This window comes from Clostridium thermobutyricum, from assembly GCF_000371465.1.
Classification (GTDB): Bacteria; Bacillota; Clostridia; order Clostridiales; family Clostridiaceae; genus Clostridium; species Clostridium thermobutyricum.
This window is the reverse complement of the sequence record NZ_KB850956.1, coordinates 2,146,011-2,169,250: the sequence shown is the minus strand read 5'-3', so window position 1 is coordinate 2,169,250 and position 23,240 is coordinate 2,146,011. Positions and strand designations below refer to the sequence as shown.

At 23.9% G+C, this 23,240-nt stretch carries 23 protein-coding genes and 1 CRISPR repeat array; of the genes, 16 read left to right on the top strand and 7 right to left on the bottom strand.

All coding sequences use genetic code 11. The annotated features are described in order from the left end of the window. Window positions 1-72 precede the first annotated feature (72 nt). The 12 genes from cas9 (at window position 73) to HMPREF1092_RS10055 (ending at window position 12,545) form a co-directional block, all read left to right on the top strand. Entirely contained in the window at window positions 73-2,361 is a 2,289-nt protein-coding gene (gene cas9 / locus HMPREF1092_RS10095) for a type II CRISPR RNA-guided endonuclease Cas9 (RefSeq protein WP_242830406.1), read from the top strand. 387 nt (window positions 2,362-2,748) lie between these two features. Continuing rightward, window positions 2,749-3,297, top strand: coding sequence for a hypothetical protein (locus HMPREF1092_RS17570; RefSeq protein WP_002598571.1), 549 nt, complete (start codon window positions 2,749-2,751; stop codon window positions 3,295-3,297). 1 nt (window position 3,298) lies between these two features. Then, the gene (gene cas1 / locus HMPREF1092_RS10090; RefSeq protein ID WP_002598570.1) at window positions 3,299-4,201 is read left to right on the top strand and encodes a type II CRISPR-associated endonuclease Cas1; all 903 of its coding nucleotides are present in this window, start codon (window positions 3,299-3,301) and stop codon (window positions 4,199-4,201) included. 7 nt (window positions 4,202-4,208) lie between these two features. Continuing rightward, complete coding sequence (gene cas2, locus HMPREF1092_RS10085; RefSeq protein ID WP_002598569.1) at window positions 4,209-4,514, top strand: CRISPR-associated endonuclease Cas2; 306 nt, start codon at window positions 4,209-4,211, stop codon at window positions 4,512-4,514. 43 nt (window positions 4,515-4,557) lie between these two features. Continuing rightward, a CRISPR array of direct repeats spans window positions 4,558-5,252; the repeat unit is 36 nt; unit sequence ATTATAGCATATCAAGAATTTACTAGGAACTATAAC. 15 nt (window positions 5,253-5,267) lie between these two features. Next, window positions 5,268-5,408, top strand: a complete 141-nt coding sequence (locus HMPREF1092_RS17440; protein ID WP_207637628.1) for a hypothetical protein — start codon at window positions 5,268-5,270, stop codon at window positions 5,406-5,408. Next, window positions 5,405-5,779 (top strand): hypothetical protein, encoded by a 375-nt coding sequence (locus tag HMPREF1092_RS10080; RefSeq protein ID WP_207637627.1) that lies wholly within the window; start codon window positions 5,405-5,407, stop codon window positions 5,777-5,779. The genes HMPREF1092_RS17440 and HMPREF1092_RS10080 overlap by 4 nt, the downstream gene beginning before the upstream one ends. Window positions 5,780-5,932: 153 nt before the next feature. Next, complete coding sequence (locus HMPREF1092_RS17680) at window positions 5,933-6,061, top strand: hypothetical protein (RefSeq protein WP_278244365.1); 129 nt, start codon at window positions 5,933-5,935, stop codon at window positions 6,059-6,061. A 95-nt stretch (window positions 6,062-6,156) separates the two neighbouring features. Next, window positions 6,157-8,703: a BREX-1 system phosphatase PglZ type A gene (gene pglZ / locus HMPREF1092_RS10075; RefSeq protein ID WP_002598567.1), complete on the top strand. Its 2,547-nt coding sequence runs from the start codon at window positions 6,157-6,159 to the stop codon at window positions 8,701-8,703. Window positions 8,704-8,848: 145 nt separating this feature from the next. Further along, window positions 8,849-9,745, top strand: coding sequence for a sce7725 family protein (locus tag HMPREF1092_RS10070; RefSeq protein WP_002598566.1), 897 nt, complete (start codon window positions 8,849-8,851; stop codon window positions 9,743-9,745). Between the two features lie 13 nt (window positions 9,746-9,758). Then, window positions 9,759-11,456 carry a GmrSD restriction endonuclease domain-containing protein gene (locus tag HMPREF1092_RS10065; RefSeq protein WP_002598565.1) on the top strand — a complete coding sequence of 566 codons (1,698 nt, stop codon included), beginning with the start codon at window positions 9,759-9,761 and terminating at the stop codon, window positions 11,454-11,456. A 132-nt stretch (window positions 11,457-11,588) separates the two neighbouring features. Next, on the top strand, window positions 11,589-11,903 hold the full coding sequence (locus HMPREF1092_RS10060) for a nucleotide pyrophosphohydrolase (protein ID WP_002598564.1): 315 nt from the start codon (window positions 11,589-11,591) through the stop codon (window positions 11,901-11,903). A 144-nt stretch (window positions 11,904-12,047) separates the two neighbouring features. Further along, window positions 12,048-12,545: a hypothetical protein gene (locus HMPREF1092_RS10055; protein WP_002598563.1), complete on the top strand. Its 498-nt coding sequence runs from the start codon at window positions 12,048-12,050 to the stop codon at window positions 12,543-12,545. A gap of 126 nt (window positions 12,546-12,671) precedes the next feature. Here the strand turns inward: HMPREF1092_RS10055 and HMPREF1092_RS10050 are convergent, their stop codons facing one another. The 5 genes from HMPREF1092_RS10050 to HMPREF1092_RS10030 all read right to left on the bottom strand — a co-directional run bounded on the left by HMPREF1092_RS10050 (window position 12,672) and on the right by HMPREF1092_RS10030 (window position 18,095). Then, on the bottom strand, window positions 12,672-12,971 hold the full coding sequence (locus tag HMPREF1092_RS10050; RefSeq protein WP_002598562.1) for a hypothetical protein: 300 nt from the start codon (window positions 12,969-12,971) through the stop codon (window positions 12,672-12,674). 21 nt (window positions 12,972-12,992) lie between these two features. Beyond that, a complete protein-coding gene (locus HMPREF1092_RS10045; RefSeq protein WP_002598561.1) occupies window positions 12,993-13,196 on the bottom strand; it encodes a DUF6019 family protein in 204 nt (67 codons plus the stop codon). Window positions 13,197-13,662: 466 nt separating this feature from the next. Beyond that, complete coding sequence (locus HMPREF1092_RS10040; protein WP_002598560.1) at window positions 13,663-13,959, bottom strand: YciI family protein; 297 nt, start codon at window positions 13,957-13,959, stop codon at window positions 13,663-13,665. A gap of 346 nt (window positions 13,960-14,305) precedes the next feature. Beyond that, window positions 14,306-14,695, bottom strand: coding sequence for a hypothetical protein (locus tag HMPREF1092_RS10035; protein ID WP_002598559.1), 390 nt, complete (start codon window positions 14,693-14,695; stop codon window positions 14,306-14,308). A gap of 142 nt (window positions 14,696-14,837) precedes the next feature. Next, window positions 14,838-18,095, bottom strand: coding sequence for an MMPL family transporter (locus HMPREF1092_RS10030; RefSeq protein ID WP_002598558.1), 3,258 nt, complete (start codon window positions 18,093-18,095; stop codon window positions 14,838-14,840). Between the two features lie 856 nt (window positions 18,096-18,951). Between HMPREF1092_RS10030 and HMPREF1092_RS10020 the strand changes: the two genes are divergently transcribed. From HMPREF1092_RS10020 to HMPREF1092_RS10005, 4 genes are all read left to right on the top strand, one after another. Continuing rightward, window positions 18,952-19,512: a GNAT family N-acetyltransferase gene (locus tag HMPREF1092_RS10020; RefSeq protein ID WP_002598556.1), complete on the top strand. Its 561-nt coding sequence runs from the start codon at window positions 18,952-18,954 to the stop codon at window positions 19,510-19,512. Between the two features lie 132 nt (window positions 19,513-19,644). Then, window positions 19,645-19,869: a DUF1659 domain-containing protein gene (locus HMPREF1092_RS10015; protein ID WP_002598555.1), complete on the top strand. Its 225-nt coding sequence runs from the start codon at window positions 19,645-19,647 to the stop codon at window positions 19,867-19,869. Window positions 19,870-19,925: 56 nt separating this feature from the next. Then, window positions 19,926-20,147: a DUF2922 domain-containing protein gene (locus HMPREF1092_RS10010; RefSeq protein WP_002598554.1), complete on the top strand. Its 222-nt coding sequence runs from the start codon at window positions 19,926-19,928 to the stop codon at window positions 20,145-20,147. Between the two features lie 328 nt (window positions 20,148-20,475). Next, window positions 20,476-21,498, top strand: coding sequence for a hypothetical protein (locus HMPREF1092_RS10005; RefSeq protein WP_002598553.1), 1,023 nt, complete (start codon window positions 20,476-20,478; stop codon window positions 21,496-21,498). Between the two features lie 54 nt (window positions 21,499-21,552). On the opposite strand, the gene HMPREF1092_RS10000 is transcribed toward HMPREF1092_RS10005, so the two are convergent. Both HMPREF1092_RS10000 and HMPREF1092_RS17765 read right to left on the bottom strand, forming a co-directional pair. Then, window positions 21,553-21,825 (bottom strand): DUF5839 family protein, encoded by a 273-nt coding sequence (locus HMPREF1092_RS10000; RefSeq protein ID WP_002598552.1) that lies wholly within the window; start codon window positions 21,823-21,825, stop codon window positions 21,553-21,555. A 593-nt stretch (window positions 21,826-22,418) separates the two neighbouring features. After that, complete coding sequence (locus HMPREF1092_RS17765; RefSeq protein ID WP_002598551.1) at window positions 22,419-23,156, bottom strand: metalloregulator ArsR/SmtB family transcription factor; 738 nt, start codon at window positions 23,154-23,156, stop codon at window positions 22,419-22,421. Window positions 23,157-23,240: the final 84 nt, after the last annotated feature.

Below are 23,240 nucleotides of genomic sequence, written 5' to 3'. Positions count from 1 at the left end.
AAGCCGTAAAGTATCCCCTAAGTTCATTTTAATGAGCATAGGGGTATCTTTTTATTATCGTACTGTAAAAAAATGTATTTTAATATAGATTGGAGTGATTTCATGGATAAAGAACTAAATTATGCAATTGGACTTGATATTGGAATAACATCAGTAGGTTGGGCAGTTATTAATTTAGATTTAAATCGAATTGAAGACTTAGGAGTAAGAATTTTTAATGCTGCTGAGAATCCAAAAGATGGGGCATCTTTAGCATTACAGAGAAGACTAGCAAGAGGAAGAAGACGTTTACTTAGGAGAAAAGCTTATAGAGTTAAAAGAGTTAAAAATTTAATATTAGACAAAAATATTCTTACTAAAAATCAATTAGATAATTTATTTAAAAATAATTATATATGTGATGTATGGGAAGCAAGAGTTAAGGGATTAGATTCAAGGCTTACTAATGAAGAATGGGCTAAAATTTTAATTAATTTATGTAAAAGAAGAGGTTTTAAATCTAACAGAAAAAATGAAGCTAAAGAAAAAGAGGCTGGAGCAATAATAAGTAGCATAAATAAAAATATTGAGCTTATGAAAGAAACTAATTCAAGGACAATAGGTGAATATATATACAAAAAAGTTAAGGAATCAGATGATATATATAAAGCTTTAAGAAATAAATCTGGTGAATATAACATGTGTATATCAAGAAGTATTCTTAGAGAAGAGATACATACATTATTTGAAAAACAAAGAAGCTTTGGAGCAGAGTTTGCAAGTGATGAAATTGAAGATATGTACTTAGAGATATTTGATTCTCAAAGACCATATTCAGATTTTGATAAATTAGAGAAGTTTGTTGGATATTGTACATTTGAAAAAGGAGTAAAAAGAGCTCCTAAAAAGTGTATTTCAGCAGAAGAGTTTATGTTATATGATAATATAAATAAACTTTCTATATTATGTGATGGTGAAAAAAGAAAATTAAATAATGAGGAAAGAGATTTAATAGTAAAAGAAGCATATAACAAAAAGGAAATTAAATATTCAGCTTTAAGAAAATTATTAAAGTTAGATGAAAATAGTAGATTTTCTACTTTAACATATAGCATAGATAAAGATGTGTCTAAAACTGAAAATACTAAATTTGTATCATTAAGTGGATATTATGAAATAAAAAAAGCTATAGAAAAAGGAATTAGTAAAGAATATTGGAATGAAGTTAAAAATAATAAAGATATGCTAAATGATATAGCTTATGTGCTCACATTAGGAAAAACTGATAAGGAAATAGAAGAGCAACTAATAAAAAGAAATATAGATGAAAAAATAATAGAAAATGTTATAGATATTTCTTTTAGTAAATTTAATAGTTTATCAGTAAAAGCAATAAATAAGATATTACCTTTTATGAAAGAAGGTTTTCAATATAATGAAGCTTGTGAAAAGGCAGGATATGATTTTAAGGCAATTTATAAGGGGGAAAAATCTAAAAAATTACCTGTAATAGATATACAAGAAATAGTTAATCCAGTTGTAAATAGAGCATTGGCTCAAACAAGAAAAGTTGTTAATTCTATAATAGATAAATATGGTTCTCCTATAAGAATAAATATAGAACTAGCAAGAGAGTTGTCTAAAAATTTTAAAGATAGAAAAGCTATTGAGAAAGAACAAAAACAAAACAGAGTAGATATAGAAAAGATAAGAACAGAACTAAAAGATTTATTTGGAAAAGAACCGACATATAGTGAAGTACTAAAATATCGTTTATGGCAAATGCAAAATTATGAATGTGCCTACTCACAGCAGCAAATAGGGATAAATGAATTGTTTAGTCAAGGGTATTGTGAGATAGATCATATTATACCTTTTAGTAGATGTTTTGATGATAGTTTATCAAATAAAGTTTTAGTTTTGAGTACAGAAAATCAAAGAAAAGGAAATAGGACACCTTTTGAATATTTCGGAGATAACGTAGAGCGTTGGAATAGATTTGAAGTATGGGTTAAAGGAAGTCATTTAAATTATAAAAAGAAAACTAACCTTTTAAAGAAAAAAGTTTCTAAAGAAGAAGAGAGAGAATGGAAAGCAAGAAATCTTCAAGATACTAAATATATTTGTAAATATATAGCTAACTATATAAATAATAAATTAGAGTTTAAAGAAAGTGATAGAAAACAAAAGGTTATAACTATAAATGGAAGAGCTACTTCAATTTTAAGAGGATATTGGGGACTTACTAAAATTCGTGAAGATGGAGATAAACATCATGCATTAGATGCAGCAGTTGTTGCAGTTGCAACACAGGGATTAGTTCAAAAAATATCTAAATATAGCAAGGCAAGAGAATTACGAGGAATAAGAGAATCAGATTAATTTATAGATATAGAAACAGAAGAAGTTGTAAATTTAGAAGAATATAGAGAGGAAAGAAAAGAACTTTTCCCAAGGCCATGGAAAGAGTTTACTGAAGAATTAAAAATAAGATTAAGTAATAATCCAAGAGCAGAACTTATAAATAATAAAATATCTACTTATGATGAAGACTTTATTATAAATGAGATAAAGCCTATATTTGTTTCAAGAGTTCCATTTAGAAAAAGTAAAGGTAAAATTTTTAAAGAAACTGTATATTCAAAAAAAGATTTTAAAGAAAATAAATTTATATCAAAAGTAAATCTAACTGATTTAAAAGAAAAAGATTTAAAAAATTTCTATAATTATGAATGCGATAAAGTTTTATATGATTCTATAGAAAAAAGAATGGCTGAATTTAAATTTGATGCTAAAAAAGCTTTTGCAGATGAATTTAGAAAACCAACTAAATCAGGAAAATTAGGACCAATAGTTAGGAGCGTAAAAATAGTTAAAGATGTTCCATTTAAAGATGGAATAGATTTCAATGAAGGTATAGTTGCAAAAGAAGGAATGGTTAGAATAGACATATATAAGAAAGAGAAAAAATATTTTATAGTTCCAGTTTATAGATATCATATTGCAAACAGAATCAAACCCAATAAAGCGGCAGTTGCATCAAAACCAGAAAGTGAATGGATTGAAATGGATGATAGCTATGAATTTAAGTTTTCATTATATAAAAATGATTTAATAGAACTTAGATATGAGAAGAAACAAGGATATTTTGGATATTATGATGGATGTAATAGATCAACAGCTTCAATAACTATAGAGGAACATGATTCTTCTAATAAATATGAAGGTATAGGAGTTAAAACTGGAGTTTTAGAGTTTAATAAATACGAAGTAAATGTATTAGGAAAATTTTATAAGGTAAGAGAAGGAAAAAGATAAAATGAGTTTCAGAAGTATTATAATTTCTAATTCTGCTAGTCTAAGTTTAAAAAATAATAATTTATTAATAAATAATGGAAATGAATTTTTAATTCCAATAGAAGATATTTCAGTTTTAGTTATTGAGGGAATTTCTGTTAATTTAACAAATAGATTATTAAGTAAATTAAGTGAGTATGGAGTTGCAACAATAATATGTGATAATAAGCATTTACCAACAACCTTAGTTATGCCTTTAAATACTCATTATAAATCCTTTAAAGTATTAAAGGAACAGCTAAACTTAACAGCTTCATTTAATAAAAGGATTTGGCAAAAAGTAATAAAACAAAAGATATATAATCAAGGAGAATGTCTAAAATTATTAGATTTACATGGCGATGAATTCTTAAAAAAATTATCTGAAAGTGTGGAAAGTGGAGATAAAGGAAATAAAGAAGCTATTGGAGCAAAATATTATTTTAAAAATATTTTTGGAGAAAAATTTATTCGAGAAGATGATATGAACTGTATAAATTCAGCTTTAAATTATGGATATACAATACTTAGAAGTGCAATAGCTAGGACACTTGTAATGTATGGATTTAATCCATGTTTAGGAGTTCATCATTGTAATGAATTAAATCAATTTAATTTGGCAGATGATTTTATAGAACCTTTTAGACCAATAGTAGATTTATGGGTATATAAAAATATAAAAGAAGATGATATTTTATGTAAAGAACATAGAATAGAATTAGTAAATTTATTAAATTATGAATGTATAATAGAAAATAAAAACCATTCTATTTTAAATGCAATAGAGAAAATGATATCTTCCTATACAACAGCAGTAAATAATAAAGACTTTAGATTATTAAAAGTTCCTATTATAAAAGATTTAGAATATCATGCTTATGAGTAATAAATTTATGAGAATATTAGTTTTCTTTGATTTGCCTGTTGTTAGAAAAGAAGATAGGAAAGATTATCAAAGTTTCAGAAGATTTTTATTAAACGATGGATATATCATGCTTCAATATTCAGTTTATACAAGAATATGTAATGGAACAGATGGGGTAAATAAACATTTAAATAGATTAGAAAATAATTTACCTTCAAAAGGATCAGTTAGATATTTAAAGATAACAGAAAAGCAATTTTCAGAAATGAAATTCTTAGTAGGTATGCCAAAAAAACAAGAAAAGACTATAAGTTCATGTTTTTTAGAAAGTTAAAACCCGTTGAAACTAAGTGATTTCAACGGGTTTCATAGTTTCTATTATAGCATATCAAGAATTTACTAGGAACTATAACAACTGCGTTTCATTCCAAAAAATTAAATAATTATAGCATATCAAGAATTTACTAGGAACTATAACAACTAAAGTTAATTCATCAAATATATTTTTATTATAGCATATCAAGAATTTACTAGGAACTATAACTTTATACATTAATACAAGAAGAAGAATGAGATTATAGCATATCAAGAATTTACTAGGAACTATAACCTCCCCTTTCAACCTAACTTCTCCATACATATTATAGCATATCAAGAATTTACTAGGAACTATAACACTTTAAGCGCTTTAGCAATTTTAGTTAAAATTATAGCATATCAAGAATTTACTAGGAACTATAACATAATTGACAGTTTATTTAGTAATTCACTAATTATAGCATATCAAGAATTTACTAGGAACTATAACTATTGCTTCTTTCCTAAAAACTTTGCTTCTATTATAGCATATCAAGAATTTACTAGGAACTATAACACAGTATTAGTCAACTATCTCACATCCTTAATTATAGCATATCAAGAATTTACTAGGAACTATAACGCATTACTTTCGCTTAAATGAATTAATGTTATTATAGCATATCAAGAATTTACTAGGAACTATAACTTATTAGCAATAGTGTTTATATGCAAATATATTATAGCATATCAAGAATTTACTAGGAACTATAACTGTATAAACTAAGTATTGAAAAACGGAATATTATATTATGAATTAGAAAGAAGATATAAAACTTTTAATGTAGTAATTTTACCTGATATAAAAGAAGAAAATTTTATAACTAATAAGAAAGATTTAAAAAATATATTATGTTTAAATATGAAATGAATAGGTTAGAAGATAAAATAATTGATATAGTTAACAAAGCAAAAATAGATGCTGTAGAAAGTAAAAATGTATTGATTTTAATATTTAAATCAGAAATAAAAAATATAATAAAGAATGAGTTGGGTGAAATAAGTAATATTGAATTATATACAATTTATAAGTTTATGCAAGAAATTACAGAAGATTATGATAACGAAACAAGTGAACTAAGAAAAAAATTTTGTAATGCAAAGATAGATAATAAATGGGATACTATATTGATAGATGAAACACAAGGCATATATGGTGAAAAATATATACAAATAAATAAAAATCAATATAATGAATTCGTAAAGTTATATTTTGTTTTTAATTATATCTACAAGAAATAAAAGTATTTTTAAAGTTGTAGTTTCTGTAAGACAATAAGAGAATCAAAAGGAATAGAAAGAGCTTGTGTTCTAATTTATGATGAAGATAATTTAATAAATAGCAATTCATTAAATAAAAGCAATGTATATGAAAAAAGTATTTTAGCAAGGAATATGTTATATACAGCGTGTTCAAGAGGAATAAAAGAAGTTTATATATTCTTAAATAACAAGGGAAAAGTAGAAAACGATAAAATAGCAAAGATATTAGAATTAGAAATAAGCGATATAACAATATTATAAAAAAACTTAGATAAAAATTGCTTTATAGTGAGAATATAAAGCAATTTTTTATGTTAAAATATTATATGAAATTTTAAAATTAATAGGAGACATTTATGAATTTACAAGAAATAAGAAATTTTCTTAAAGAGTTATTTTCAAAGCCATTGGGTGATGGTAAGAAACGTCATATTGTATTTTGGTATGATGAAAAAGAAGATTTTATTGAAGATATAGATAATTTTGATTTAGAAAATGTTAAGGTAGTTAAGTTAACTGAAAATAATGCATTTTGGATAAAATATCACATAGAAAAGGAAGATACAGAGAGTGATATATTAGTTTATTCTAATATGAGAAAGCCAATTCCACAGGAAGATTGGTTATATGATATTTTGTGTTACAGTAAAGAATTCTCTACTGATAGAGCAACAGTAATAATGAGAGAATTAAAAGTTATAGATTCTTCATTAAAAGAAGAGTTTAATATTTATAATACTTTCTTTAAAAATAAGGAAAGAATTAATAACTTCAAAAATTTAAATATTAAAAATTGGACCAAGGAAAAGATTCATCTTGGAGTTCTTGCTGTCTTAACTAAGGTCAAAATAATGGATATTGGAGAGATAGTAAAAGCTATTATTAAGGATTACTTAGATGGAAAAAATAAAATATATGAGGATATAAAGAAGTTTGGTAATATTGATGCATTATGGAGTTTGCTTCAAAAATATTATGGATATTCTTTTGAAGAAAGAAGTTTAGAAAGATTTATGTCTATGCTTCTTATAACTAATATGAATGAAACTATTAAGTTTGAGTTACCTAAACAATATGCACCATTTATTTCTTCTAAGACAACTAACTGCATTGTATTTATAAATCACTTTATGAATAATGAAAAGGATAGTGAAAGCTATTGGAAGATGCAAGAATTAGTAGCAGAAAAGTTAAAAATAGAAAAATTACTTGAAAAGCATGATACAGAAGAATTTGTAAATTGTGATGAGTTTGAAGTGATGGATAAATTAGTTTTATGGAGAATCACTAAACTATTAAATGATGGAGTAGAAGAATATGATAAATATTTAAGCTTAATATCATCACGTAGAACTTTACATTATTATAAAAAATATATAAGTGAATATAAAGCTATAAAATGGGCTATAAATCTTTTAAATAAAAAGAAAGAATTAAATTCAATTATTAAAACAGAAGATTCTTATAATATGGTTAAATCATATGTAAAAGAATATTTTTATATAGATAAAGCTTATAGAAAATTCTATTATCATTATGATAATTGTACTTTAAAAGAAGAATTAAATGATTTAAAGGATAGTGTTGAAAATGTATATAATAATTGGTATTTACAAGAACTATCTATTAAATGGAATGATTCTATATCAAAAGGAGATTCTTGGAGAATAGAAGGATTAAAGTGGCAAGATAGATTCTATAGAGAAAATATTAAGTTTAAAGGTAAAGAAAGAGTTTTTGTAATTATATCAGATGGATTAAGATATGAAAGTGCAGAAGAATTAAACACATTACTTATTAATGAAAGAAAAGGAAAGAGTGAACTAGATTATATGCAAGGTGTATTACCTTCTTATACAAAATTAGGAATGGCATCACTACTTCCTAATAATTCTATAGAAATTAATGATAAGTATGATGTTTTAATTAATGGAGTTAATTCTAATGGTACTGATAATAGAAATACTATATTAAAAATGGAAAACGAAAAATCTTTAGCAATTACTTATGATACTATTATGGATATGAAAGATGCTGAAATAAGAAAAACAGTTACTGGATTAGAAGTAGTTTATATTTATCATAATACTATTGATGCTAGAGGAGATCACGCAAGTACAGAAAGAGAAGTATTTAAAGCAACAAAAGATGCATTTAAAGAAATTCTTACTTTAGTAAATAAACTTGTTAATAGAGTGAGTGCAGCGAGTATTATAATTACAGCAGACCACGGATATCTTTATAAGAGAAGTCAAATGGAAGAAAGCAATAAACTATCAGGAGTTAAACTTGAAGATGGAGAAGATAATAGAAGATTCTTATTAACTTCAAATAAAGAAGAGGTTGAAGGAACAGTAACATTTAATATGGATTATCTATTAGGTGAAGGCTCTAATAAATATGTTATTACACCTAAAGGGACTTCAAGATTTAAAGTACAAGGGGCAGGGGCTAACTATGTACATGGTGGAGCAATGCCACAGGAAATTATAGTTCCAGTAATAAGATTTAAAAATGATAGAAGTGCTTCTTCTGTTAATGATATTAGAAAGGTTAATATATCTTTAACTAGTATAACTAGAAAGATAACAAATCCTGTAACATACTTAGAATTTTTCCAAGATGAAAAGATTCAGGATAAAGTAATTTCAAAAAGGATTAGATGTTATTTTGAAGATGAATATGGAAATAGAATATCTAATGAAAATATAATTATTGGAGATTCTAGATCAGAAAATCCAATAGAAAGAACTTATAGAGAAAAATTTGTATTAAAGAGTATTCCATACGATAAAAGTAAGCAATATTTCTTAGTAATGCAAGATGAAGAAGGTGGAAATGGATATTATAATAGAATATCATTTAATATAGATATGCCTACAGCAGATGATTTTGTATTTTAATTATTAAGGAGATGTATTAAATTGATTTATTAAATCAATTTATATACAACTCCTTTTAATTTTATAGTAAATTTATTTAAAAACTATCATTAATTTTACATAAGCCTAATATATCTAACTATATAGATTTATTAGGGGGAAAGACATGTATTTACCATATTTAAGAGGAAAGGAAAATGAGTTAAGGGCTTTAAAAGAATTATTAGAAGATAATTTATTATCTAAAAAGATAATACCTATAATTGAACCAATAAACTTTAGTAGTATATTTAAAGAAGTGTTACTTGAATTTATAAAAAAAGAGAGAGAAATAATTGTTATTCATAATCCTCAAGTAGGAGATTTTTTTAAACTAGATAAGAAAAGTATTGGAGAATTTGAGGCAATACTTAAAAATAAATTTATCATTATTGGACATATTTTGAATAAAAAAAGTAATATTCAATTAAAAGAAATACAAACAAAAGGATTAGATGTAGATAATATAGCTTTAATAGAAAATAAAAATAACTCTATTAATAAAAACTCTTTAAAATCATTTAGAAGTAGATTTATAGTTTTATTAAATGATGATTATAAGTGTGATAATAGAGTTATTTTAGATGATAAATTTGATAAGAAGAATAGAAATGCAGATTATTTAGAAAGAGAAGAATTTTTTTCAGATGAGCATATAAAATATTTAAAAAGAAATGATTTAGGATTTTCAGATTATTCAGTAATAGGCGAGAAGTTTTCAAATAGTGGATGGTTAGCTAAAGTAGTAGCTATACACATTGTATATTTTGATAATAATATTTTAAATATTAGACATTTTTTATCTGATAGCAATGATTCTACTGAGAATCAATCAAAAAAAGTTAGAGAAGCTAATAAAAAGTTATGTGAATGGGCTGATTTAAATAAATTTGATAGTTTAGCCTTACAAAAATTTAGAGAATATAACAATGAAAATAAATCTACAAGTTTAGGAATGTTAAAAAGGCTATCAATAATGCATCATTTAGAAATTATGAGTAAATATTTGGATAAATTAATATAACTTAGGGGGATTTATGAAGAACAATAATACAACAATAAGAAAAATGATGAATTATATAAATAATCCAATTGAACAAGGTGGCTTTTGGTTACCTAATATTCAAAGGAATTTTGTATGGAGTGAAGCTCAAATTATAAAATTATTTGATTCTATTATGAGAGAGTATCCTATAGGAACATTGATGATTTGGAAAACAGACCAAAAAGTTAAAATAAGAAGTTTTATAACTATATTTAAATCTGAAATGAGCGTATTAAATAATTATCAGCCAATAAATAAAAAACAAAAATTATTAGTTTTAGATGGTCAACAAAGGCTTCAAAGTTTATATATAGCATTTAAGGGAACTTATAATAATAAAGAATTATATTTAAATGTAATTGATAATAAAGAGCTAGAAAATGACCAAAAATATGATTTTAGATTTTTAGAAAATGATGAAGTTAAAGATGGAATGATAAATGTAAAATCATTACTAGAAACTAATAAAAAACCTATGACATTTAGTAGAGAGATTGTAGCTAATTTAAAAAATAAGGGAATTAAACTTAGTGAAGAAAATATAATGAGAATAAATGATATAGTTGAACAATTTATACATGTATTTTCTTTACAAGAAGTTATTTCGTATCAGGAGTTAGATAGTGTAGATAATAATGATGTTTATGATGAAAATGATATTGTAGAAATTTTTATAAGGTCAAATTCTGGTGGAACAAAACTTGAAAAAAGTGATTTATTATTTGCTTTGTTAACTAAAAGTATTGATGATATAGAAGAAAAATTAGAAGAGCTTATTAATGAGTTAAATTGCATGGGATATAAATTTAGTAGAGATTTTATATTAAAAACATGTTTAACTTTAATTGGGGCAGGAGCAAAATATGATGTAAATAAATTTAGAAAAGAGGACAATGTTGAAAAGATAGATGATAACTGGGAAGAAATAAGTAATGCAATAAAATCAGTTAAGGATTTTATTTATGATAAAACTTATATAAAAAATAATAATACTCTTACTGCATATACACCTTTAATTCCAATTATATATTGTCGATATAAATATAAAGATGAATATAATAAATTAATACAAGATGGATCATTAAGTTATTGGATAATAAAAGTAATATTTAATGGTGTTTATAATGGAAGTTCAGATTCTCTTATAGATTTAACTGTTAAGGACATAGAAGAAAATAAAGGAATGAACTTTGAATCATTGAATATATTATTTAAAAATCAAAATAAATCTTTAGAAGTAACAGAAGATAATATTTTATCAGCAGGTTATTATAACGAAAACTCTAAGAAAAAATTGTATTTATTATTTAATATATGGTACAACAAGTTTGATTTTAATCCGAGTTTTTCAGGGAATAAACTTAATATAGATCATATTTTCCCACAATCTGAAATGAAAAAGGTTAAGATAAAAGGTGATAAAGGTAGATTAGTACAAAAATATAAAGCTCATGATATTAATCAGATAGGAAACTGTATGTTACTTTCTTTTGAGGAAAATAGAAATGGGTCAAAAGGAGATAAATTACCAAGTGAATGGTTTAAAGATAAATCTGATGAATATTTAGATATGCATTTAATACCAAAAGATAAAGAACTGTGGAAAAAAGAAAATTTTGAGAAATTTATAGAAGAAAGAACAAAACTTATAGTTAAGAGAATCATGGAAAGAATTAATTTCAGTAACTAATATAATCAAAAACAAAGTCTAGATTTTAATCTAGACTTTTTATTTTCTTCTTCCACAGATTTTATTAACTATAAAGTGTTTAAGAAAAATATGTTAAAATAAATACAGAATAAATATTAACGGAGAAAACAAATGGACGAAATAATAAACAGACTTATAAAAATAAGAGATGATAGGGAGTGGAAGCAATTTCACACTCCAGAAAATTTAGCAAAAGCAATAAATGTAGAAGCAGGAGAGTTATTAGAACATTTTATTTGGGATAATAAATTTGATAAAGAAAAAGTTTGTGAAGAACTTGCAGATGTAATGACATATTGTCTTTATATGGCTGAATCTTTAGAAGTTGATATAGTTGAAGTATTAAACAAAAAGATAGATAAAAATGAAAAGAAATATCCAATAGAAAAGGCAAAGGGAAATAGTAAGAAGTATACTGAATTTTAATATTAAAGCTTTGTATAATATTTAATTTAAAATATTAGGAAATATTAGATAGTATATATTTTAAGCTTTAAGTGAGGAAATTTAGAGCAGGTATATTAGCATTAAATTATTTAACAAAATATATAATTAATTCTGGAGGTATAAGTGAAAAAATTAATTAAATTAAGTGATACTTTTAAGATAAGTATAATATATTTCATTACTACTATTGTTAGTATGTTAACTGCTGGTTTTATTGTGAAATATGAATATGTAAAAAGTGATTTAAGAAGTTATTTATGGGTTGCAATTATATTTACTAGCTTATTTTTAATACTAATAAGATTATTTAAAGTAAAATATAAATCAATATTAATATTTTTAGGAATAATTATGTTTCTACTTTTATTTGTGCCTTTAGATTCAGATTTTTTTATCTCATTAGGGAATACACCTGATGAGAGTATATTTCCAATAATGAGTTTTATCGCAATTTATACAACATTACCATTTCAAAGCGTAATAAAAGTATTAATAGGATATGATATAGGAGAATTTTCATATATTATAGTTCAAATATATATGTTAATTTTAAGCTTACTTAGTTATATTACACTTAAATTTAAGGTTAAAAACTACAATATACAAGATGAACAATATTAATATTATACAAATTAATAAGAAAAGTGGACAAGCATAAAACTATCTATTTCACACCTAATTAATATAACCTAAAAACAAAAAGGATACCTAAAAAGGTATCCTTTAATTTTATTAACAATCAAAAATCTATCTAATAGTATCTTTCCAAGCAGCAATCACTTTTATTAAATAATTAAAGCTCCAAAAAACTGCTATAAATAAAAGCATTCCAAAAGAAAAACTATATTTTTGCCATGCAAATAAAATAATAGAAACAGAAATAGCATTTACACAGCTTACTATCAATTGTATTTTATAAAAATCATCATTAATAACAGTAAAATCATCATTCTTTATTGTATAAATAATTTTCTTTTTAAAATAATAAACTACGTTATAAATAACAAATAATATTGGGACAATTATATCAACTATAAATAAAAACATAAAATCCTCTTTAATAAAAAATTATAATTCTTCTTTATCATTATTATTCATATGCTTTTTAGAAAATTCGTACATTTTTCTAATATCTTCAAAATCTTGTTCATCTTTAGGTTTTTTCCCTGTTATATCTTTATAAGCTTCTTTAATTCCATCTTTAATAGCCCATCTTATTACAAAGTATAAAATAACTAAAATTATAAGACTATTTCCAAAATCAGTAACCATATTTTTCCTCCCCTTTAAATAAGATTATTTATAAAAATAAATAATCCTCAATTCTCTTTTATATAAATTATCATAGTTAATTTAATTATATAGAAACAAAAGAAAACTATAAATAAATTTATAATGATATTTAAACATAGAGATATTTTTGTATCTAAATTATCAGTAAGGATAAGTCTAAAAGGAATATCAATTGATATTGAGAGCAAAGAAAAAAAGCACCCATCCCGCAATGATTAGCGCTTTTTAATTCAAATATTCAATAGCCCTAAAAACAAATAAACGTTCTTAGTTAAGCATAGTGTTCGCAGCACTATGCTTTTCTTATAATTATATTATATCAAATTTTAATATTAAATAAAAGTGGGCAATTATCAACTGCCCACTTCTATTCTATGGTTATAGATTAGCTATTAAACTAAATATTTATATAAGTAAATCTAAAAGAACTATATTCTTGTATTACTTACTTGTTGAACCATTCACTAGGTGATTGATTGCAGTAATGAGGAGAGAACTCTGTGATGTTATAATCTTGTATATCACGAGCTTTGAATGGTTCATTAGATAAGTAATCTTTTATTTCTTCAATAGTGTTAGCTTTCATAATGAATAGACCACCACTCATGTTTGACTTTAACCCAGACATTAAGATTAATCCTTTATCCATTGCTTTTTGAGTATAAGCCATATGTTCTTTCATAATATCATCATTAATTAAATCAGGATTTGTTAGTATTCCTTCTATAACAAAATATTTCATTTTTTATCTCCTTAATTATGTAATTAAAGTTTCTTATATTATTTATAATTAGTTTAAAGTGTAATGCTTAGTTTTATTATAGTAAATTTAAGTTTTAGAGTAAAGAAAAATTTTGTTAATTAATAATATTTATTAATAATAAAGTTTTAAATTAAAATATGAGAATTATAAATAAAAATTTATCTAAATAAATGAACATAATAAAATTGGGCAATTAAAAGTTGCCCAATTTAATGTTTTAAATAAATTTTATTTACCAAAAATAATTTTTTAATCTATAAATTTATAAAGATTTAGAAGCATATTTTGGATGTTCTACATGAATAATTTCTTCATAATAATAAAATTAATCTATCTTTTCTCCAAGCTCATAAACACTATCAGCAATCCTACCTACCCTATCATACAGAGAAAAACAAAAAGTATAATCTCTATCAGCAAAAGGCTTTACATAAGCTAAAGTTGAATATCGTTCATCTATACTGTCCACAGGAACAATAACACATTTTTCTATATATAAATCCCCGGAAGCCATAAAAAAACCATCATTTAATTCAAGATTATCTAATTCATTTATTTCTCTATTGCTTAACCTAATACCATTATTACAGATAAGACCAACGCAACCTAAATTATTGTTTTCTATAAAGAATAATCCTATCTTATTTCCTTTTTCATAAATCCTAAAAGCCTTTTCTGGACTTAAAGTATTACTCAAATTTCTCAATACAGCCATATCTTAACCTCCGATATATTATAATCAAAGTATAACAAAAATCTCATAGTAGTTTAATGTATTTATACAATCAGCAATTTGTTTTTTCATATGACACCTCCAAGAACTTTGTCTACAGGTTTTATTATAGCAAATATAGTTTTTATACATCTTCAGGTTTTTTATTTTTCTTAGATAACAAGAAGTTACCTTCTTTATCATAAGGCCAGAAGTTAACTTTATTAAACATGTGAACCATTATAGGAATAAATATTGGTAATATTAAAATTACATAGATAAATAAACCTACTATAACTACTAGAGCTATTTCTGCAAGGATAAGAACTCCAGAAGGAATTAATGCAGCAAATGTTCCACCTAATATAACAGCAGCTGACATTATTACTTTTCCCATTACTTTAATAGTATCTAGCATACCTTCTTTTACTGATAAACCTTCTGTTTGTTTAAATCTCGTTATTATGAAAATTGAATAATCAATTCCAAGTGAAACTAATATAACGAATCCAAAGAATAGAGTAATCCAATTAAGTCCTACATATCCAAACACTTTTTGGAATAATAATTGAACAATTCCAAGTGAAGTAAAGTAAGTCATAACAATTGAAATTAATATATAAACAGGCATTATTAAGCTTCTTAATAAAATTATTAATGCAATTAAAACTGAAATAGTTACTAAGACCATTACTTGATAATAATCATGGTTTGCCATACTTCTAATATTGTAGTTTAAGCTAATTAATCCATCTTCACCAATTTGAGCATTACTTAAATTAGTACCTATAATACTAGTCTTAACTATATTTTTTAACTTAGGTATTTCATTCATAGCTTGATTAGAATATGGATTTTCTTTTAATGTAACTGTTATTGTAGCTAATTTTCCGTTTGGACTTAGATAATTATTAATGGCTTCTTTAAATTGACTATTATTAAATATAGATTGAGGTACATATACACCAGTATTTCCATAAGGCAATTTAGACCATTTATTTATATATCCGTTTGCTTCCTTTATTCCACTGTTAATTTTATTTATGTCAGATGCACCAGTTCCAAGTCCATTAGATAATTCATCTATTTTTCCAGAGAACTCTTGGAAACCAGAATTTATTTTTGATTGTCCATTTGATATTTCTCCTAAAGCATTTGATATTTCTGGGACTTTAGATAAAATTTCATTTCCACCTTTGTTTGTTTCATTTAAACCAGTGTTAAGCTCATTTAATCCATTGTAAACTTCATTAATACCATTTTGGAATTCAGAAATTCCGTTAGTAACTAAAGTTGATTTAGAGTTTAATTCATTCATGGCATTAGATAATTTTTGCATACCACTATTAAGTGAATTTAATTGGTTAACAAATTCTGTAGTATCTTCTTGCATAGTATTAGATAATTTTTCTTCGTAACTGTTGGCAGTTTTTGATAAATTACTTAAATCATAAACAGCTTGTCTAAAGTTTTTATTTTTTAAAGCACTTGGATTAGCTTTAATATAACTTTGTAAGTTACTATTTATGCTGTTAGAAATATTATTTAATTTATTTAAATCTATACTATTTTTTAGGTTATTAGCATAGTTAACCATACTATTTACTTTATTAGTAACAGTATTTATTTTATTTGAAACTAAATTTAAATTTTGACCAACTTCGTTATAACCTTGTTGTATTTCTTCTTCACCATTTTTTAGTTCACTTAATTTATTTTCTGCTTCTTGTACACCAGATTTTAATTTTCCACTAGCATTTGCTTCAAGGTTAATACTATTTGTTAAAGTACTTAAAGCAGATTGAAGCTCTATAACACCATTTTTAGTTTTTAGAGTTCCTGAATCTAATTTATTAATATCAGCTATGGCAGATTGAAGTTGAGGCTCAGATTTTTTTAAGCTATCACTTGTATTGCTTAAGCCGTTACCAATCTTAGATAAATCTTTTGTTCCAGTTTTCATTCCTTTATTAACTATTCCTGCTTGTGTATCAACATAAATATCATCAAGTCTTGTTCCTAGTGGTTGAGATAAGCTCATAACTTGTTTAACCTCAGGGTCTTTTTCTAAGTTATCAGATATTTTAGCAATAGTTTCAACATATTCTGGAGACTTCATATCTTTATCATTAGCTATATAAATTGTTATAGGAGATATTTTTCCAATACCAAAATTATCTGCAATTATATTAAATCCTTGTATAGATGGATATTTACTACTTATTTCATTTACTAAGTTAAAAGATTCAACACCATTATCTAAACAAATTGGAATTGCACATACTACAATAACTAATAATAAAGCGAGGATAGGTTTTGTTAATGCAAATTTACCTAAGAAACTCCAAACTTTATTTTCTTTATTAGTATGTTTTTTATTAAATGGAAAAAATAATTTCCTTCCTAATATAGCCATAATTGAAGGCAATAAAGTAAATAAAGCTAAAATCAAGAAGATTACACTTATAGAAACAGAGCTTGCACTTTTATATAGTGAGAATTGTACAAAGTATAATATAGTGAACACTATAAAAATAGGAGTTGCACTAAATAATACAGTTTTTCCAGCTGTTTTATAAGTTAGTTTTATAGCTTCATATTTATTTAATCCATTATCTAATTCTTCTTTAAATCTACTGATGAGCAATATACAATAATCTGTTCCCATACCAAAAAGAATACAAATCATAAATACTTGGGTGTAATTTGACACTGGAAAATTAAAATATTTACTCAGTATAGCAACTACAAATTGGGATGCTATATAGCTTAAAATTATTAATACTAAAGGTACAAATGGTATTATAAATGACCTAAACACAATAAATAACACAAGGAATATAAATATAACAGTTATAGTTGTAGTTATACCAAGTCCTTTTTGAGATGCTATACCAATATCTGCCTCAATTAAACTATTTCCTGTTAGATATGTTTTAACGCCTTCTGTTTTTATGCGATTAGTTATATTTTTTCTTATTATAGGATTGTTGAGTTTTTTGCTGTGAATATTGAAAATAGCTAGTATAGTTGTATTATTTTTAGAAATCATTTGAGGCTTTAATGCAGTATTACTAAAGCAATCTGTTATTGATGATATATGAAGCTTATCCTTTTCTTTAGATATTTTATTTAGCGTAGCTTTTATATTATTTTCATCTGCATTTGTTAATCCTGTTGGAACATTAAATACTGCAATATATTGGTCTTTTTTTTCACCTCCATTTTCGATTGACAATTGTTTAACAACTTGTGGTGGATAATCACTTGGTAATACTATAGCTCCCTTTTCACGAACTAATTTAGTAAGAGAAGGCGATAAAAGAGCTAAAGCTATGATTAAAATTGTCCATACAATTAAGGAAATCCACCTAAGATTTTTTTTATCAAAAAATTTATTCATTTTAGAAACACTTCCTTAATAGAGCACATACTCTCTAAAATTAAAGTAATAATTAAAAAAGAAATTTAATATAATAGAAAGTACACATTATTTTTTTTTAGATTCTTCTTTTAATACATTATTGTAATTAAGGACTAAATAAATATTTATTGATTGAAGTGTAATAATACAAATAGAAATTATAATTCCTATAATTGGTGAGATTAAATTTATATTTAAACTACTTGAAATAATAATTCCAACAACTTCTAAAATAATTTGTAAGAATGCCCAGATGATATTCAAAAACGTAAATGTTCTATATAAATTATTTTTATAAATTCTCTCAAATAAGAATCCAACATAAACATAATAAAAAGAAAATAAAATACAAATCACTATAATAAAAAAGTACTCAATAACTTGATAAGGATTTACTAAATAAAAAGGATTAGTTCCATTAATACAAGAAGAAATTTCACTATATAGAGCGTATAAATTGAAAATTATAGCAATAACGGGAAATAAACATAAAATAATAATCTTAGACTTATTTAAATAAATACTCATTTTTTCACCTTCTTTCAAATTTAAATCCCACAAAAGTAATTTTAAAATTGACTTATGAACTTTTTATGGGGGATTAAGTTAATAATAGTAAACATTTTAAAGAGAAAAAGTAAATTAATTGAATATAAATGGTATAAACTCTATTAATGATGATTATTATTAATTACATAAAAGAATATTTATTAATATATAAAATTAAATGCAATAATATAGAAAAAATAAATGAAATAAAATTGATTATAAAGCAATAAAAAATTTACATTTTTTAGCAATGATGATATTTTATATATAAGGAAGGTGAGGGGAAATGAATAATAAAGGGACAGTAACATTAATAACAGATAGGCTTATTTTAAGAAAATACAGAATAGAAGATTCAAAGGATATGTATAAAAATTGGGGAACAGATAAGGAAGTAACAAAATTTTTGTCTTGGGAAAATCATAAAAATATAGAAGAAACAAAAAGAATTTTAGAGTATTGGGTTTCTAGATATGAAAGTGATAGCTTTTATAATTGGATAATAGAGCTTAAAGAAAATAATGAAGCTATTGGTGGAATAGAAGTTGTAGAATTAGATACAGTAAAGAAAGCATGTGAAATTGGATATTGCCTTTCAAGTAAGTATTGGAATAAAGGAATAATGACAGAAGCCTTAAAGAAGGTAATTGAATTTTTATTTAAAGAAGTTGAGTTAGAAGAGATTTATGCATTCTATGATACAAGGAATGTTGCATCAGGAGAAGTAATGAGAAAATCTAATATGATATATAAAGGAACCTTTAGAAACTTTATAATTAGAAATATAAAATATGATAATATTTCTGCTTATTCAATTACAAAAAAAGAGTGGAAAGATAATTTATAAAAAAATCCTGTGATTTAATATTTCACAGGATTTTTATTTTATATTTTTACTTTAAATTTTTAGATTTTTTTTATATTTTTTATCCCAAAATTGAAAATTAGCATATTTATTAATTGAAGGGAGTTGATAAGTATGGCAAGAAAAATACTAAAAGAATTAGAACTAAAGGTTAGTTACAAAAAAGGAACTGATGACAAAGGGAATGACATTATTAAAGGTCAAAACTTTAATAACATCAATTCAGAATTAAGTCCAGAGGATATGTACCTTTTTGGAGAAGCTGTAGGAGAGGTAATAAATTACTCGCTTACAGCAATAGAAACAGAAGAAGAATACACTTTAGTTTCAGAAGCTTAAAAGAGAAATAACAAAAGATAGGTAAAAAAGAATTAAAAAATAGGAGGATAGATAAAATGGTTGAAAAGAGTTTAGTAATGGGATTTGAAAATGAATTAGGAAAAAAGGTTAATGTATCTGTAAAAGATGTTATTGATGAAGTAACTTCTGATAAAGCAAATGAAATAATGGACCTTATAGTATCTAAAAAAGTTTTCAAAACTGATGGCGGATTTTTAGTTAAAAAAGTAAGCTGTGGAATAGTAACTAAAGAAACTACTGAGATTTCTATAAGGTAATAAAATTATATTTTAAAAGAGATATTATAAATATATCTAGAATTGATTAGCAAAACAAGCACTTAGGATAGAGTGCTTGTTTTATTTTATTAGAAGTATATATCCATTTACTAAAATTTAACGAATAATAATATGATTTGTAATATCAATAAATAAAATTAATTCATAGTAATAAATTATAATAAAATTTAGAATGTATTAAAATCTAAGCTTAATTATTATACAAAATAAATAGTAATTAAATAAAAATCAAATAAGAAAAGAAGTTATTAGTGTAATAGTATTATATATGAGGTTTATAAAAAATAAATTTAGGTTAGGAGAAAAAATGAAGAATGGAATAGTTTTAGTACTAATAATATATACACTAAAAGAATTATTAGGAATATATAAATTTTTTCTAACAAACTCATTTTTAGCAATAGGTTTAATATTAGTTATAGCTTTAGTAATTATATATAAATTAGTAAAAAATAAAGAGAAGAGAAAATACTATATAGATTTAATGTTATTTTGTATAATACCAGGATTAGTATTGTATACAGCAACATATATATTTAATTGTAAAAATATTTCAGTAAATCAATATTTAATTTGTAATGAATATACATTCTTAGATATATTAGCTAGTTTTATTTTTCCTATATATTGCTTAATATTTGTAGTTATATATACAAGAGTATTTAAATATAGAAAAAAGAAAGGATTATCAAATTCATTAATAAAAAATAGATTATCAAGATATATCTTAAAAGGAGCAGTCTTTTTAATAATAATTGGAGGGACAATAGTTATAGCATATAATTCAATTTTATCTGTTGGACCAAATAAAGCTGATTTAGTTAAAAAAGTAGAAAGTATATTTAAATCCAATGGTGAAAACATAACTAACATTAATGTAGGAGAAGTTAATACATTTAATGAATTTAATGAAATACAATCTTTTAATAATAAAAATGAAAAGAAGTTTTGGTTTGTTGGAAAAATAGATAATATACATGTAAATGGAAATATTACTTATAAAAGAATAGGAGATAAATGGGTATTTTATAAATTTTTAAATTCGAAAGTGAATGATTCTGGAGAAATACCAAATATATATATAGCAAAGGAATCATTAGTAGGAGAAAATGTACTTGGAGTAACTATTAAAAATGCAAATGATATTAAAATTACAAATGGATTTGTAAACTTTAATACTGGAAATGCAGAGTATTGGATTTCATATAATGATGATAAAAATAAACTAGAAGAAGAGATTAGCTTTAAAAATATAAATAATTCATGGAAACTTTCAAAAATTGGATTTGTTGAAAATGAGAATACATTAAAATTTTATAATGAAATGTAGTAAAATTAAAAGTGTAGAATATTTAAATTACTACACTTTTAATCTTATAAAGGATTATTTTCTATCTAAAACTCTAACTATATTTTTTAGATTTAAATTTTCAGTATTTTCGAAGTTATTAATAACATCAATTACTAAAACAGGAACATGTTTAATAGCTCCAGATTTAGTCTTTACTCTAACTATAACCATATCACCTTTATTTACTTTACCAGTTAGTGCATTTGGAATTCTCCAATGAAAAGCTTTATCATTATTTAAAATCATATTTCCATTTTCATCAGTACCAAAATGCATTCCCTTTATAACATTTAATTCTTTAAACATAAGAATACCACCTTTTCTAATTGCCTGAGTTAATTATATCTTAAAATAACATAATAAATTCTAGATATAAAAATTAATTCAAAAAATATTAATAGAATATTTAATCAATTTGGAAAATGCAGGCTGCATTTAGATATTATTTACAATTTAACCTATATTTTATAGAATTTAAGCTATATAGTTACTAAAATTTATATTCGATATTATATTGAATATAAATTTAGGTGAGAGTATTTGATGGTAAATATTTTTGATGGGGTAGTAAATTAAATGACCATATTATCATAGAAAATATAGCTATACTAGAAGTTATAACTATGGAAAGTGTGATTAAATTAATGATTATAAATTTATAAGTAAATAAAAAATTAAATTTTATTAAAAAAGCATAGTAGTTAAAATACTATGCTTTTTAGTTAAAAATCTAATTATTTATAATGTAATAAGTTATAAAAAAATTATAGTATATTAAATTTTTTTATTAAGATTAATTAATTTTATTAAGAATTTTCATAAGCAATAACTTATTTTAATAAATTTATAAATTAAGATTATATACAAATTTATAAGAATAATTTTTATTAAAATAGCTTTTAATGATGAGAACATCCATCATGATTACATGTATGGTTAGCAGAGAATTCTTTTAAAGTTCCATTATTGAAAGCTTTTAAATTTTCCTCTAAATCACCATCAATGGCTTTAAAAGTTTTTATTCCCATAGAGCCTAATTTTCTTATTGCTCCTGCACCTATACCACCTACTATTACAGCATCAACTGTTTCACCTGATAAGGCTTTGATTGGTTGACATTTTCCATGTTCATGACCTAAATCACCATTTCCAATTAATCTAACTTCTTTTGTTTCAATATCACAAATTACAAAGTGTGGGGCTGACCCAAAATGCCCATATGGAATACTCTTTAATCCATTAAATGATTCTACTGGAAAACAAATTTTCATTATAAGACCCTCCTTAAATTTATAATCACTAATGCACTTTAAATGCTTACATTTATCTGAACAGATAAGCTTGTCCAAATTAGTATCAGCAATAATACTATTATTATCTATAATTGAATCTATGAATTTTATTGAATTCTTTAGACTATCTTCATTAATATCATAGATTATATGATAACCAACTTTATATCCAATAATTAAATTAGCTTCTTTTAATACTTTTATCTGTTGTGATACAGCAGATTCAGTTATGTTTAAATGTCTTGCTATTCCTTTAGCACACATATTTTTACGAGAGATTAAAGAAAGAATTTCTAATCTCTTTTCATCACCTAGTGCTTTAAAAATTTTTATTTCTTTTTCCATAGTACCTCGAATTTAATTAAGTATTTGCTTAATTAAATCATAATACTTTAAAATTTATTTTCAAATTTCAAAATAGTAAATTTT

Bases quoted from the DNA above. Each gene is read 5' to 3' on its own strand.
- cas9 (WP_242830406.1), top strand. From the start codon at position 73: ATGTATTTTAATATAGATTGGAGTGATTTCATGGATAAAGAACTAAAT.
- HMPREF1092_RS17570 (WP_002598571.1), top strand. From the start codon at position 2,749: ATGGCTGAATTTAAATTTGATGCTAAAAAAGCTTTTGCAGATGAATTT.
- cas1 (WP_002598570.1), top strand. From the start codon at position 3,299: ATGAGTTTCAGAAGTATTATAATTTCTAATTCTGCTAGTCTAAGTTTA.
- cas2 (WP_002598569.1), top strand. From the start codon at position 4,209: ATGAGAATATTAGTTTTCTTTGATTTGCCTGTTGTTAGAAAAGAAGAT.
- HMPREF1092_RS10080 (WP_207637627.1), top strand. From the start codon at position 5,405: ATGAATAGGTTAGAAGATAAAATAATTGATATAGTTAACAAAGCAAAA.
- HMPREF1092_RS17680 (WP_278244365.1), top strand. From the start codon at position 5,933: ATGTTATATACAGCGTGTTCAAGAGGAATAAAAGAAGTTTATATATTC.
- pglZ (WP_002598567.1), top strand. From the start codon at position 6,157: ATGAATTTACAAGAAATAAGAAATTTTCTTAAAGAGTTATTTTCAAAG.
- HMPREF1092_RS10070 (WP_002598566.1), top strand. From the start codon at position 8,849: ATGTATTTACCATATTTAAGAGGAAAGGAAAATGAGTTAAGGGCTTTA.
- HMPREF1092_RS10065 (WP_002598565.1), top strand. From the start codon at position 9,759: ATGAAGAACAATAATACAACAATAAGAAAAATGATGAATTATATAAAT.
- HMPREF1092_RS10060 (WP_002598564.1), top strand. From the start codon at position 11,589: ATGGACGAAATAATAAACAGACTTATAAAAATAAGAGATGATAGGGAG.
- HMPREF1092_RS10050 (WP_002598562.1), bottom strand. From the start codon at position 12,971: ATGTTTTTATTTATAGTTGATATAATTGTCCCAATATTATTTGTTATT.
- HMPREF1092_RS10045 (WP_002598561.1), bottom strand. From the start codon at position 13,196: ATGGTTACTGATTTTGGAAATAGTCTTATAATTTTAGTTATTTTATAC.
- HMPREF1092_RS10040 (WP_002598560.1), bottom strand. From the start codon at position 13,959: ATGAAATATTTTGTTATAGAAGGAATACTAACAAATCCTGATTTAATT.
- HMPREF1092_RS10035 (WP_002598559.1), bottom strand. From the start codon at position 14,695: ATGGCTGTATTGAGAAATTTGAGTAATACTTTAAGTCCAGAAAAGGCT.
- HMPREF1092_RS10030 (WP_002598558.1), bottom strand. From the start codon at position 18,095: ATGAATAAATTTTTTGATAAAAAAAATCTTAGGTGGATTTCCTTAATT.
- HMPREF1092_RS10020 (WP_002598556.1), top strand. From the start codon at position 18,952: ATGAATAATAAAGGGACAGTAACATTAATAACAGATAGGCTTATTTTA.
- HMPREF1092_RS10015 (WP_002598555.1), top strand. From the start codon at position 19,645: ATGGCAAGAAAAATACTAAAAGAATTAGAACTAAAGGTTAGTTACAAA.
- HMPREF1092_RS10010 (WP_002598554.1), top strand. From the start codon at position 19,926: ATGGTTGAAAAGAGTTTAGTAATGGGATTTGAAAATGAATTAGGAAAA.
- HMPREF1092_RS10005 (WP_002598553.1), top strand. From the start codon at position 20,476: ATGAAGAATGGAATAGTTTTAGTACTAATAATATATACACTAAAAGAA.
- HMPREF1092_RS10000 (WP_002598552.1), bottom strand. From the start codon at position 21,825: ATGTTTAAAGAATTAAATGTTATAAAGGGAATGCATTTTGGTACTGAT.
- HMPREF1092_RS17765 (WP_002598551.1), bottom strand. From the start codon at position 23,156: ATGGAAAAAGAAATAAAAATTTTTAAAGCACTAGGTGATGAAAAGAGA.